Below are 13105 nucleotides of genomic sequence, written 5' to 3' on the forward strand. Positions count from 1 at the left end.
TTATTATTGAGTTTGAAGACAGACTTGTGAAACATATTAACTAAAACTGCAGTTACACAGAATCTGTTACACCCTCCCTAGAACCTAGAATTTAGCACCTAGCACCTAGAACCTAGAACCTAGAATTTAGCACCTAGCACCTAGAACCTGCTAATTCTCAGACCTAGCACCTAGAACCTAGCACCTAGCACCTAGCACCTAGAACCTGCTAATTCTCAGACCTAGAACCTGCTAATTCTCAGACCTAGAACCTAATTATAGTGAACTGGCTTTTCGCCTATCACGACAGGGACCTCGTAGGATTTCCCCTCTCGAATAACGGTCATCATCACTTGTTTACCCGGTGTGGTTTCAGCAATTCTATCCATCAGCATCTCTACGCCGGGAATAGACTCGCCTTCATATTTGGTTATCACATCGCGAGGCTGTAATTTAGCTTTTGCAGCAGGACCATTAGGGTCAATTTCGGTAATCACGACACCCGTTAGATCGGGGATATTTAATATTTGCGCCATAACCGGACCGACGGCTTCACCACTAATGCCAAGTGCGCCACGTATAACGCGGCCATTTTTAATCAGCTTACCCATAATGCTGTGGGCTAGTTTAATTGGGATGGCAAAGTTAATACCGTGTCCACCACCTTCGCCACCAATCTGGAAGGCTGCGGTGTTAATACCAATAAGTTGGCCAGCGGTATCAATGAGTGCACCACCTGAGTTGCCGGCATTAATGGCTGCATCGGTTTGCAAGAAGTCTAAATACCCAGAGCTCAAACCGTTACGACCCGTTGCGCTGATGATCCCTTGGGTAATGGTTTGTCCTAGGTTGTATGGGTTACCAATAGCCAGTACGACATCACCAACACGAGCCGGGATATCTAGGCTCACAGGTACAACAGGAAGGTTATCACCTTCAACTTTAAGTACCGCTAAATCGGTTTCAGGATCGGAACCAACCACTTCAGAGGTGAATTTTCTGCCATCTTGCAAAGCCACAACGATTTCATCGGCTCTTTTGATGACATGGTAGTTCGTTAATATGTAGCCTTCAGAGCTCATGATCACGCCAGAACCTAATCCTTGAAGGGATCCAGGATTTAACGGCTTAGATTGATCGATGCTCAGACTATAAATATTGACGACAGCAGGTGCTGCTCTGCGCACCGCCTTAGAGAAAGACAGTTCGTTGCTACTTGTGGAGACTCGGCTGGTAATGCCGTTGGTTAAGCTCTGGCCGGTAATCAGTGGTAAAACAAAAATAATAACTGCAGCCATGATAAGGCCAAAAATAATGGCTTTACCGACATATATAAGAGCGTCTTTGATGATCATGTCTGAGAGTAAATGCTGAAAAGATGAATTATATTAACATGTTTGTACTAGCTTGTACTTAGTACCCAATGATAATGCGTTTTAAATGCTAAAAAGATAGCCGAGCATTACGCTCGGCTGTTTGTTACAGACATAGTGATGACTATCTAAGGATCAAATAAAGACTTGTGTTATCGCGCTTAATTTTTAACGCGACAGACCCTTTTTGATCTTCGAGTGCCGATTTAAGCCCCTTTAGATTTTTCACTTTAGTACGGTTGACGCCAACAATCACATCGCCCTTTATTAAGCCACTTGCAGCTGCGGGTGAGCCCTGAGCGACATCGGTAATTTCAACACCAGAGGAGTTGCTTGTTTCAAGTTTAGCCCCTTGTAGCATTGGGTGTACGGCTCCAGCTGCTGCCTCAGCAGATTGAGTTGATTCACCAAGAATCGCAGTAACGGTTTCTTCGTCTCCGTCACGAATAAGGCCAAACTCAACTTTTGAACCCGCGCCCATAGTCGCCACTTTCGCTCGTAACTCCTGGAAGCTTTTAATGCTGCGCCCGTTAACGCTAACGATAATGTCGCCGACTTTTATACCGGCTTTATCGGCAGCACTGTCAGGCATAACTTCATTAATAAAGCCGCCATGCTGAGTTTCAATACCAAAACCTTTCGCTAGCTCACTGGTTAAATCTTGGCCCATAACACCGAGAACGCCGCGGCGTACTTCACCGTGTTCAATAATTTGTTCGACTAAGTTGTTCACCATGTTGGCGGGAATGGCAAAGCCTATTCCCACGTTGCCGCCGCCGGGAGCGACGATAGCGGTATTAATACCGATAAGATCACCGTTAAGGTTAACTAAGGCGCCACCTGAGTTACCACTATTGATTGCAGCATCGGTTTGAATAAAGTTTTCTAGCATTTCGATACCGAGGCCGCTTCGACCCATGGCACTGACAATGCCTGAGGTGACGGTTTGCCCAAGGCCAAATGGATTACCAATGGCTACGGCAAAATCGCCAACCTGCAGCTCGTCTGAATCAGCACGCTTTAACGCTGTAAGGTTTTTAGCTTTGATCTGCAGCAGGGCAATGTCAGATTCGGCATCGGCGCCAATCAGTTTTGCTTCTATTTCACGGCCATCGTGCAGGCCTATAAGGATCTCATCTGCACCTTCAATTACATGGTTGTTGGTAACGATATAGCCTTCGTCTGCGTCAATGATTACCCCTGATCCCAAGCCTTTAAATGGGCGCTCCTGCACTTGCTCGCGTGGCGCATTAGGGCCAAAGAAATAGCGAAAAGCATCAGGTACTTTTTGCTTAGAAACATGGGTGCCGGACACTGCCACAGCAACAACTGCAGGTGTTGTTTTTTGTAGCATTGGGGCTAAGCTAGGCAACTCTTGCCCATTAACGGCCAAGGGAATAGCGGCTTGGGAAACCACTGGGGCCAATGTCAGTGCTGCGCCTAATATCGCTGCTGAAAGTAAGGATAATTTTGTCTTCATTTAAATATTACTCCAATTTTTCAAAACTAAATTGAATGGCTCTTCAATATAAGTGCTGCGCTAGACGCTGATACGTAAAGAGCTTTTCATTCATATTGTTTCGGACTCAAGTGAGTATCAAAAAGTTCATCAATTATTAATAAAGGTTAATTTATCCCCACAATCTCAGGCAAGGGTAGGCTGTGGTTCTTCAAGCAGCTCTGCTTGATTATCGATATCTTTTCCTTTGTCAGCAGACAGTAGCTTTAATTCTGGTAGTTGTTTGTCTGTGGCCGGAGAGGTAAACAGCTTAGCTGATGCATTCCACTGCTGGTTAACTCGGTTTAGTTGTGCGCTCAGCTCTGCAAGCTGTTTATAGTGGTCATCGAAATGATCTGATACTTCTTGTTTATACTGGCTTAGTTCAAGCTGTGTTTGCTCTAACTGTTCATTATTGTTTTTATGTCGATTATTTTTGGCTAATAAAGTATGGCCTAGATAGCCGAATACGCCACCAATCACAAACGCGGCAAGGGTTAATGCCCACTCCATATAGACTCCTAAATATACTGATATGATGTTGATGCTGCCAAATATACATCGCAGCTTTCTAGCGTGGTACTGTTTACTGAAGAATCCACTAAAAATAAATCGTCATACGGATCAATGTTTAGCAGAGTAGAGCTGATTTGTATCAATCTCCTATAAATATTGGGCGATTTACGTGTATAGGGCAGATATGCATTGCGGCTTTGTTGCGTGCTAGTATATTACGCATAAAAAGACGTCAAACGGCTCACATTGAGTTGATTTGTGTGTAACCCCTACAATATAGAGAATGATTTACGTGTCGCAATTAACCCCCTGGCAGCATTATCAACAAGACTTAACCCGAGATGACTTTTCACATGACGCTGCACAAGAACAAGCCGTAAAACAGTTACAACGGGTCTATGATGATCTGCTTGCTTTAAATTCTCACCCACTAAAGAGTGGCGGTCTGTTTTCATTTTTTAGTAAAAAACACAAGCCTGCAGTTCAAGGCTTATATTTGTGGGGCGGAGTAGGGCGCGGAAAAACCTATCTTATGGATACGTTTTTTGATGCTTTGCCGGGCGATAAAAAGTTACGGGCACACTTTCATCGCTTTATGCACCAATTACATATTGATCTTGCCGAGCTACAGGGTCAAAGAGACCCGCTGATTATCATCGCTAAAAAGATGGCGGCACAATACCAAGTGATTTGCTTCGATGAGTTTTTTGTCTCAGACATCACAGACGCCATGTTGCTCGGCACCTTATGTGAATCACTATTTGCAGAAGGGGTAGCATTGGTTGCGACCTCTAACATTATACCTGATGAGCTGTATCGTAATGGATTGCAGCGCGCGCGTTTCCTACCCGCTATTGCGGCTATTAATAAGCACTGCGATATATTAAATGTCGATTCTGGTGTTGATTACCGTTTAAGAACGTTAGAGCAAGCTGAAATATTCCATTCACCGCTTGATGCGAAAGCTGAGCAGAATTTGCATGAGTACTTTGAAAAGTTAGCGCCAGAGTCAGAGGTCTCGACCCAAGGATTAGAAATTGACGGCAGAGTGATCGATATACGTCAGCAAGCTCAGGGCGTCTTGCTTATCGACTTTAGAGCGTTATGTGATGGCCCAAGAAGTCAACGCGACTATATGGAAGTCGCCAGACTTTACCACACGGTATTACTCAGTAATGTTGAGCAGATGGGTGAGCATTTGACTGGAGATGATATTGCTCGTCGTTTCTTAGCCATGGTGGATGAGTTTTATGAGCGTAATGTTAAGTTGATTATCTCATCGGCGGTATCACTAGAAGACATTTATACAGAAGGTTTACTTAGCTTTGAATTTAGGCGTTGTCGGTCAAGGCTAACAGAGATGCAATCCCATGATTATCTTGCTTTAGAGCATATCCCCTAAAGGTAAATCAGCTAAATAGCGTAAACTCTTTAAAAATAACCGAGTAGAGACAGACAATGTGGCACGTTTTTGGACCGAGTGCCCTTGATATGCGGATAGCGGCAAACAGTAGGTTAACGTTTTTTGAAATAGAGCAAGCGTTGGCCAACAATGATTTAAAACTGATAAGAATTAAACTAAAAAAACAGGTGATTTTTAACTCAGCTTTGTCTATAATCCGCAACCTGCCCTCGTTATCCACCATTTAGGTGGAAGTTGTAAAGCCTAATTCTTTGCTCGAAGGGGCGGGGAATGGCATTTTTTGTGTTTTTGCCAATAATGGCATAAGCATGTGAGACAGAATTTTAACATTGGGTTTTTGTAAATGAAGACTACTTTTACTGCTACACCAGAAACAGTCACTCGTGATTGGTTCGTCGTTGACGCCGAAGGTAAAACTTTGGGTCGTATCTCTACTGAAATCGCTTCTCGCCTACGTGGTAAGCACAAGCCAGAGTATACGCCTCATGTAGATACTGGTGACTACATCATCGTTATTAACGCTGATAAAGTTGCTGTGACTGGTAACAAAGCTAAAGGCAAAGTTTACTATTCACACTCAGGTTTCATCGGTGGCATTAAGCAGATCACTTTTGAGAAGCTACAAGCTCATAAGCCTGAAATGATTATCGAAAAGGCTGTTAAGGGTATGCTACCTAAAGGTCCATTGGGCCGTGCCATGTTCCGTAAGCTTAAAGTTTACGCTGGTACAGAGCATAACCACGCTGCACAACAACCTCAAGTACTTGATATCTAAACGGGATTATAGCAATGGCTGCAACTCAATACTACGGCACTGGCCGTCGCAAAACATCTACTGCTCGCGTATTCGCTAAAGCAGGTACTGGTAACATTATCGTTAACAAGCTACCTCTAGACGAATACTTCGGTCGTGAAACTTCTCGTATGGTTGTTCGTCAGCCTCTAGAGCTAGTTGAAATGACTGAGAAGTTAGACATCATGGTAACTGTAAAGGGTGGTGGTAACACTGGCCAAGCAGGTGCAATCCGTCACGGTATTACCCGTGCGTTGATGGAACTTGACGAGTCTCTACGTCCTTCTCTACGTGCTGCTGGTTTCGTTACCCGTGATGCTCGTAAAGTTGAGCGTAAGAAAGTTGGTCTACGTAAAGCACGTCGTAAGCCACAGTTCTCTAAGCGTTAATTTTCGCTTTCAGAATTCAAAAAGCCCAGCTATATGCTGGGCTTTTTATTGCCTAACATTTACCATCATCGCTGATGGTGTCTCTTTATTTTGCTATAACAGTTAGCTTGAAAAGCGTTAAGTGCTAGCTTGTCACGAGTGCTTTAGGGCTTATACCAATCCGTATAATAATGTCAGCTACTTAAGAGTGTTTGTTGGCGAACGAATTCAAGGCCAATGGCGGGTAGAATGCTTGCTTCCTCCCACTGAATGAACAGATACTTAGTGCAATTGGTATAAGCAGCTAAAACACTTCTAAATGGCGAGTTTTACTGCTTACGATGTTGTGTTAACAGGCTTAAAGGTCTCTTCACTTGTTGCGAATAGCATGGTCTTGTATGTTCTCTACATACATAAGAGATTTCCTCCCTATCTGGATGGTCAGGCGCTGCGAATGCCATAAATGCACGACTATATGGATATAGGGAGTAGAGTAACGCAGGAGCTGTTACCGAGACGCAACTAATAACACAGCCTCTGCAGCGTTAAATTCTCGCAGAGCGAGTAGATCTTGATACAGAATAGGTATTCGTTTGATAGCTTGGCTCCGAAGTGCTTTTGATTAGTTTAAGTACTTTATTGCGGTTTTATCCGCTAGATTGTTCACCCTAAGGAACACATTGTTATGTCTTTTGAGTTAATCATGATGTCATTGGGTTTTGTGTTAATTATTGAAGGAATTGGGCCACTTTTGTTTCCAAATCGTTGGCGGGCCTACTTAAAAGAAATTTCCAATCAAAATCAGCAACTTTTGCGAAGGTTAGGTGGTTCTTTAGTCACTGTTGGTGTGGTGTTATTGATTATTTTTTCATAAATTACTTGCCTACCGCCCCTATAGATCTGCTAAAATCCCGTTTTAACCACTACCGTGCAGCAAATAATGGGCAAAAACGTTGTAGTTCTCGGCACCCAATGGGGTGACGAAGGAAAGGGTAAGATAGTCGATCTTCTTACCGAACAGGCTAAATATGTCGTTCGTTACCAAGGTGGCCACAATGCGGGTCACACTTTAGTAATTGATGGCGATAAAACCGTTCTTCATCTTATTCCATCAGGGATCTTACGCGATAATGTTAAGTGCATTATTGGTAACGGCGTGGTGCTAGCACCTGACGCTCTGATGACAGAAATTAACATGCTTAAAGAGCGTGGCGTACCTGTAGAGGAACGTTTATTAATTTCTGAAGCATGTCCTCTGATCTTACCATTCCATTGTGCTCTTGATATTGCTCGCGAAAAAGCGCGCGGCAATAATGCAATTGGCACAACGGGTCGTGGTATCGGTCCAGCATACGAAGATAAAGTTTCTCGTCGTGGTTTACGCGTAGGCGATCTGTTTGATGCAGAATTGTTTGCAACTAAGCTAAAAGAAGTGATGGCTTACCATAACTTCATGCTGACTGAATATTACAAGTGCGACGCAGTTGATTACGAAGAGACATTGAAAGATGCTCTCGCGATTGCTGATTACTTGAAGAGCATGTGCACTGACGTATCTGAGCTACTTGATCAGGCACGTAAAGCTGGCGAACCAATTCTATTTGAAGGTGCTCAAGGCACGTTACTAGATATTGACCATGGTACTTATCCGTTCGTAACCTCTTCTAATACTACTGCTGGTGGTGTTGCAACAGGTTCTGGATTTGGTCCTCGTCATCTAGATTACGTTCTGGGTATCATGAAGGCTTACACCACACGTGTTGGTGCTGGTCCTTTCCCTACAGAATTGAAAAACGAAATCGGCGACTACTTAGGTACTAAGGGTCACGAGTTTGGCGCAACTACTGGTCGCAAACGTCGTCCAGGTTGGTTAGACATCGTTGCGATGAAGCGCGCAGTTCAAATCAACAGCGTAAGCGGTTTCTGCTTAACTAAACTAGACGTTCTAGACGGACTAGAAGAAGTTAAGATTTGTGTTGGCTATCAGTATCCAGATGGAACTGTTGCTACGACAACACCGCTAGCGGCTGAAGGTTATGAGCTGGTTACTCCAGTTCTAGAAACTATGCCTGGTTGGAGCGAATCAACTTTTGGTGCGACTTCTGTAGAGCAACTGCCACAAGCAGCATTGAACTACATTAAGCGTCTAGAAGAGTTGTTAGAAACGCCAATCGATATTATCTCAACGGGTCCGGATAGAAACGAGACCATGATTCTAGTGAATCCGTTTAGTTAATAACAAGAGGCCGCAAATTAGCGGCCTTTTTATTGACTCCTCTAAAGCGGTACTCAAGAAATACGTTATACTGCCGATGACATTAAATAGAGTATATTCGAGTAATCCTTTAATATTGGTCACTTGATAACACGTTATTAGATTAACCCTATTGTCATTGAGAATCCTTATGCTGCGTTATGCATTGATTATAATTTTGTCTATATTATCTTTACCAAGTTTTGCGACTCCTAAGGCGGTTGATGTTTATACTCAGGAGCAGCTGGTTGAGTTAATTCGGAGCAAACGTTATTTAACGCAAGTTAAAGGTGATGACTGCCAGATAGTGCAGGATATTGAAGCAAGGGCTGAGGTGCTAAAGCAGCCTTTGTATCAGTATCTTTGGGCGGAAATGCTCAACTATGGGATCTGCGTAAAGGCCAACCCGCCGCGTGGGATCGCTATGTTAAAAACCTCTGCTGAGCAGGGGAGTGCTGAAGCCATGGTTAGAATGGCTGAGTATTATCACGATGGTAAATTTGTCATCGAAGATAAACAACGCGCTGTGCAGTATACATTGCCAGCTGCCGCGACAGGTGATCTGCCTGCTCGCATGATGTTGGTTCGGTTATTTGGTGAGGGCTATGGTAGTCCTCGTGATTACGAAGTGGGTTTTCATTGGCTTTACAATGAAGTGTTTAGCGATGAAACCACGCAAGCCGAAGCAATTAATTTGTTAAAGGTGTTAGAGGCAAAGATGCCGCCCAGCGCAGTTGCTAGGGCAAAGAAAGAGCACCTTAGAACGCCACAATAAGCATGCCCCAGTAGAGGTCATGTCAATAATTTGGAAAATGAATGATACAAGATCCGCATATTAAGCGTGAGCAAGAGAAGTACGAAAACCCTATCCCAAGCCGCGAGTATATTTTGGAATACTTGCGCTCGCAAACGTCCCCGTTAACCCGTGAACACATTGCCACAGCCTTAAAAATTGAAGGTGAAGAACAGCTAGAAGCTATTCGTCGTCGCCTAAGAGCGATGGAGCGTGATGGTGAGCTTGTTTTTACCCGCGGCAAAGCATATGGCTTACCTGAACGAATGGACTTGCTAACCGGTACCGTTATTGGCCACCGTGACGGCTTTGGCTTCTTGAAGCTAGAAGAAGGCGGTGACGACCTTTATATTAATAACCGTGACATGCTGATGTATTTCCACGGTGATCGAGTTCTTGCACAAAAAGCGGGTGTCGACCGTAAAGGTCGCCGTGAAGCGCGTATTGTACGTTTAGTGGAAGAGCGCAGCGCTGCTTTAGTTGGCCGTTTCCACTTGGACGCTGGCATGGGCTTTGTGATTGCCGATGACCGCCGCATTACGCAAGAGATTCTGGTCCCTGAAGAAGATCGTTTAGGCGCGCGTCAAGGCGATATCGTGGTACTTGAGCTTACACGCAGACCGGGTCGTTATGTCAAAGCCGCAGGTAAAGTGACTGAAGTGCTAGGAAAAGAGATGGCGCCGGGGATGGAGATTGAGATTGCGCTACGCAATTACGACCTACCTCACACCTGGTCTAGCTTGATTGAGAAAAAACTACGTAAAATACCTGATGAAGTGACCGAGGCTGACAAAGAGGGCCGCGTCGACCTGCGTCATTTACCGCTAGTTACGATTGATGGCGAAGATGCACGTGACTTTGATGATGCTGTTTACGCTGAGAAGAAAAAGTCTGGTGGCTGGCGTTTATGGGTGGCTATTGCAGATGTGAGCCATTATGTTCGCACTGAATCGGCACTCGATAAAGAAGCTCGCGCCCGTGGTAACTCGGTGTATTTCCCATCGCAAGTTATCCCTATGTTGCCAGAGAAGATCTCTAATGGTCTGTGTTCTTTGATGCCAGAAGTCGACCGTCTTTGTATGGTTGCAGAGATGACCATCTCGGCGGTAGGTAAGCTATCAGGTTACAAGTTTTATCCAGCAGTGATGCATTCACATGCGCGTTTAACCTACACCCAGGTTGCCGATATGCTTGAAGGTGGAGAGGTGAGCGATAAGCTCAAGCTGATATTCCCGCACCTACAGACATTACAGTCGCTATACCTGACATTAGAACAAACTCGCGCAGAGCGTGGTGCCATTGCATTTGAAACCACAGAAACGCAATTTATTTTTAATGAGCAACGTAAGATCGACAAGATCGTACCGCGTAACCGTAACCAAGCGCATAAGATCATTGAAGAATGTATGATTTTAGCCAACGTTGCGTCAGCTAAGTTTGTTAAAAAGCACAAAGGTGAAGTGTTATACCGTGTGCATGAGGCACCTTCAGAACAAAAGCTAACGAACTTTAAGGACTTCCTTAAAGAGCGTGGCTTAACAATGGCTGGTGGCCTAGAGCCTGAGCCGAAAGACTACCAAGCGGTGATGGAGCAAATTGCAGACAGACCCGATGCCGAGCTTATTCAGGTGATGTTGCTGCGCTCTATGCGCCAAGCGACTTACACCCCGGATAATGAAGGGCATTTCGGTTTGGCATTAGAGGAGTATTCACACTTCACTTCACCAATTCGTCGTTATCCTGACTTGATACTGCACCGAGTGATCCGTTATCTACTTGCTAAGCAAGAAGGTAATTTAACTGATCAGTGGACTGCTGATGGTGGTTATCATTATAAGATTGAAGAGCTTGATAAGCTTGGTGAAGAGTGTTCAACCACAGAGCGTCGTGCCGATGAGGCCACTCGTGATGTCAATGACTGGCTTAAATGCGAGTTTATGCAAGACCATGTCGGTGACACATTTGAAGCGGTTATTGCTTCTGTAACGCATTTTGGCATGTTCGTACGTCTTAATGACCTGTTTATTGACGGCTTAGTGCATATCTCAAGTCTAGGCAGTGATTATTACCAATACGATAATATGCGCCAACGTTTAGTGGGCGAAGCCTCAGGTCAGGTTTATCAAATTGGCGATATGGTAACGGTTAAAGTTGCCGGGGTTAATCTTGATGACCGTCAAATTGACTTGATGATGGAAGGTGACTCAGCAGGTGGTAAACGTCGTAGACCAACTAAGCCATTAACGGCCCGTGAGCGAGTTAATCGCGAAGGTGCAAAGCTTGGCTCTAAGCGTGAGTCTTCAAGTGGCAAAGGCGCGGACGGTGGTTCAGACTCTGAATCTAAGTCTGGTGCGAAACGCAAGCCGAGCCGCTCAGGCGCTAAGTCTAGCAGCGGTAAATATAAGAGCGGCAGCAGCGCTGCTAACAAGACAAAGACAAAAGCTTCGGCAAAAAAATCTTCAGCAAATAAAGCTAAGTCAGCCAAGCGTAAAGCGAGTAAGAAATAGATGAAAAAGCAAGATATGACCTTTGGACTACACGCAGTTGAAGCGGTACTTAAAAACAGCCCTGAGCGTGTAATTGAAATGTGGGTGCTTCAAGGTCGTGATGACGCGAGACTGACTCCTATTCTTGAAATGGCTGCAGAGTGGGGCGTGTCAGTACAGTACGCTTCTCGCAAAGCATTAGACGAGAAGTCTGACGGTGGCCAACATCAAGGCGTTGTTGCCAAGGTTAAGCCGGCAAAAATTCTGAGTGACAATGATTTGTCAGCGATGCTAGAAAAAACTGAAGTACCATTTTTGTTGATTCTAGATGGTGTTACCGATCCGCATAACTTAGGCGCATGTTTACGTAATGCTGATGCTGCAGGTGTACATGGCGTTATTGTGCCAAAAGACAACTCAGTGGGCTTAACGCCAGTTGTCAGTAAAGTGGCTTGTGGCGCAGCAGAAGTGGTGCCGTTATATCAAGTGACTAACCTTGCGCGCACTATGCGTAGCTTGCAGGAAAAAGGTATCTGGATCATCGGCGCAGCAGGCGAAGCAGATTGTGAGATTTACCAAGCAAGTCTGACAGGCCCTCTAGCAATCGCGATGGGCGCCGAAGGTAAAGGTTTACGCCGTTTATCTCGTGAAAGCTGCGATACATTAGTGTCGATCCCAATGGCGGGTAGTGTATCGAGCTTAAACGTTTCAGTTGCGACTGGCGTTTGCTTATTTGAAGCGGTACGCCAACGATTAGCGTAACAAGTTAAATGAATGTTTAACTCGTACTGAGTGATTTAATGCCGATATTGTTTTAAGTATCGGCATTTTCGTATCTGCAGCATGCTGATGTGAAACAGGCTCTTTGTTGCGACTGTCTATACCAGTATCAAAACTCAGACCGTTTTGAAGGGCTAATGCCATCGAAGGCATTACCAGCAGAAACCGTTGCAAGGTGGGTATAACTTCCATATTCATCTCAGGTAAAATAAACACGTCCAAAATAATAGCCACGGCTGACCTTTTCGCAGTTATATTTCTTTGTTACCTACGAATAAATGTGGATAGGCATGATTAATGGTGTGATGCCCCTTACCTAGCTTTAGTTATTGATAAAAGGAGGGGGTGGAGTTATACCTTGTCCTAGAAGAACTCAAGTCAGTATCGAAGTACCTCCTGATACTACTACGGTAGATGAGTCCGCCGCGCCATTTTTGCTGGTGTCGATGATTATTCAGGGAAATTTTATAATCTAGTTAGTCTTGTCTGAATTTAATCCGTTACCCTTTAATTCACTCTCACTCACCTTTCCCCCTAAATTATTCATAAGCCTGTGTTTTTTGATTTTAGTCTAGCTGTTGTTTAAATTTTTATATATAACAATGTGTTGGCATGTCATGACGCTGTTGCTTTATGACTTTTTATGCCTAAAATTTACTCACTATTCAACACAAGCTCGGCTCGATTGAGTCTGGGTACACTTTGGTACATTTCAAGACACTTTCGGACGACATTTTCTCATTGTTAATAGTATGTTGTGGATGCGTTGATTGTCTCAACTACCTTTTTTCAAAGGACGAGCTTACGCAAAAGCCAATACGTTAAATAACAAAATGAAAGGT

Annotated in this window: 12 protein-coding genes; 8 read left to right on the forward strand and 4 right to left on the reverse strand. The window is 44.3% G+C overall.

Going from position 1 to position 13105, the window contains the following annotated elements; all coding sequences use genetic code 11:
* Positions 1–251: 251 nt before the first annotated feature.
* The 3 genes from degS to ACVBIK_RS13955 form a co-directional block, all read right to left on the reverse strand.
* The gene (degS, locus tag ACVBIK_RS13945; RefSeq protein WP_447159621.1) at positions 252–1334 is read right to left on the reverse strand and encodes an outer membrane-stress sensor serine endopeptidase DegS; all 1083 of its coding nucleotides are present in this window, start codon (positions 1332–1334) and stop codon (positions 252–254) included.
* A 142-nt stretch (positions 1335–1476) separates the two neighbouring features.
* Complete coding sequence (locus ACVBIK_RS13950; protein WP_447159620.1) at positions 1477–2832, reverse strand: DegQ family serine endoprotease; 1356 nt, start codon at positions 2830–2832, stop codon at positions 1477–1479.
* A 165-nt stretch (positions 2833–2997) separates the two neighbouring features.
* Positions 2998–3363 carry a ZapG family protein gene (locus ACVBIK_RS13955; protein WP_442529498.1) on the reverse strand — a complete coding sequence of 122 codons (366 nt, stop codon included), beginning with the start codon at positions 3361–3363 and terminating at the stop codon, positions 2998–3000.
* A 295-nt stretch (positions 3364–3658) separates the two neighbouring features.
* Here ACVBIK_RS13955 and zapE point away from each other — a divergent pair, with 295 nt between their 5' ends.
* From zapE to rlmB, 8 genes are all read left to right on the forward strand, one after another.
* Positions 3659–4768 (forward strand): cell division protein ZapE, encoded by a 1110-nt coding sequence (gene zapE / locus ACVBIK_RS13960; RefSeq protein ID WP_447164505.1) that lies wholly within the window; start codon positions 3659–3661, stop codon positions 4766–4768.
* A 364-nt stretch (positions 4769–5132) separates the two neighbouring features.
* Positions 5133–5564, forward strand: a complete 432-nt coding sequence (gene rplM / locus ACVBIK_RS13965; protein ID WP_012278742.1) for a 50S ribosomal protein L13 — start codon at positions 5133–5135, stop codon at positions 5562–5564.
* A gap of 14 nt (positions 5565–5578) precedes the next feature.
* Positions 5579–5971 carry a 30S ribosomal protein S9 gene (gene rpsI / locus ACVBIK_RS13970; RefSeq protein WP_249000655.1) on the forward strand — a complete coding sequence of 131 codons (393 nt, stop codon included), beginning with the start codon at positions 5579–5581 and terminating at the stop codon, positions 5969–5971.
* A 664-nt stretch (positions 5972–6635) separates the two neighbouring features.
* A complete protein-coding gene (locus ACVBIK_RS13975; RefSeq protein WP_447159618.1) occupies positions 6636–6824 on the forward strand; it encodes a DUF2065 domain-containing protein in 189 nt (62 codons plus the stop codon).
* A gap of 66 nt (positions 6825–6890) precedes the next feature.
* Positions 6891–8186 carry an adenylosuccinate synthase gene (locus ACVBIK_RS13980; protein ID WP_447159617.1) on the forward strand — a complete coding sequence of 432 codons (1296 nt, stop codon included), beginning with the start codon at positions 6891–6893 and terminating at the stop codon, positions 8184–8186.
* Positions 8187–8355: 169 nt separating this feature from the next.
* A complete protein-coding gene (locus ACVBIK_RS13985) occupies positions 8356–8979 on the forward strand; it encodes a tetratricopeptide repeat protein (protein WP_447164504.1) in 624 nt (207 codons plus the stop codon).
* Positions 8980–9020: 41 nt separating this feature from the next.
* Complete coding sequence (gene rnr / locus ACVBIK_RS13990; protein ID WP_447169925.1) at positions 9021–11504, forward strand: ribonuclease R; 2484 nt, start codon at positions 9021–9023, stop codon at positions 11502–11504.
* On the forward strand, positions 11505–12245 hold the full coding sequence (gene rlmB, locus ACVBIK_RS13995; protein ID WP_447169926.1) for a 23S rRNA (guanosine(2251)-2'-O)-methyltransferase RlmB: 741 nt from the start codon (positions 11505–11507) through the stop codon (positions 12243–12245). It begins immediately after the preceding gene.
* On the opposite strand, the gene ACVBIK_RS14000 is transcribed toward rlmB, so the two are convergent.
* Positions 12237–12497: a hypothetical protein gene (locus tag ACVBIK_RS14000; RefSeq protein ID WP_447169927.1), complete on the reverse strand. Its 261-nt coding sequence runs from the start codon at positions 12495–12497 to the stop codon at positions 12237–12239. The two genes, rlmB and ACVBIK_RS14000, sit on opposite strands and share 9 nt — an antisense overlap.
* Positions 12498–13105 lie beyond the last annotated feature (608 nt).

The sequence above is a fragment of the Shewanella sp. 125m-1 genome (assembly GCF_052977065.1).

Bases quoted from the DNA above. Each gene is read 5' to 3' on its own strand.
- degS (WP_447159621.1), bottom strand. From the start codon at position 1,334: ATGATCATCAAAGACGCTCTTATATATGTCGGTAAAGCCATTATTTTT.
- ACVBIK_RS13950 (WP_447159620.1), bottom strand. From the start codon at position 2,832: ATGAAGACAAAATTATCCTTACTTTCAGCAGCGATATTAGGCGCAGCA.
- ACVBIK_RS13955 (WP_442529498.1), bottom strand. From the start codon at position 3,363: ATGGAGTGGGCATTAACCCTTGCCGCGTTTGTGATTGGTGGCGTATTC.
- rplM (WP_012278742.1), top strand. From the start codon at position 5,133: ATGAAGACTACTTTTACTGCTACACCAGAAACAGTCACTCGTGATTGG.
- rpsI (WP_249000655.1), top strand. From the start codon at position 5,579: ATGGCTGCAACTCAATACTACGGCACTGGCCGTCGCAAAACATCTACT.
- ACVBIK_RS13975 (WP_447159618.1), top strand. From the start codon at position 6,636: ATGTCTTTTGAGTTAATCATGATGTCATTGGGTTTTGTGTTAATTATT.
- ACVBIK_RS13980 (WP_447159617.1), top strand. From the start codon at position 6,891: ATGGGCAAAAACGTTGTAGTTCTCGGCACCCAATGGGGTGACGAAGGA.
- ACVBIK_RS13985 (WP_447164504.1), top strand. From the start codon at position 8,356: ATGCTGCGTTATGCATTGATTATAATTTTGTCTATATTATCTTTACCA.
- rnr (WP_447169925.1), top strand. From the start codon at position 9,021: ATGATACAAGATCCGCATATTAAGCGTGAGCAAGAGAAGTACGAAAAC.
- rlmB (WP_447169926.1), top strand. From the start codon at position 11,505: ATGAAAAAGCAAGATATGACCTTTGGACTACACGCAGTTGAAGCGGTA.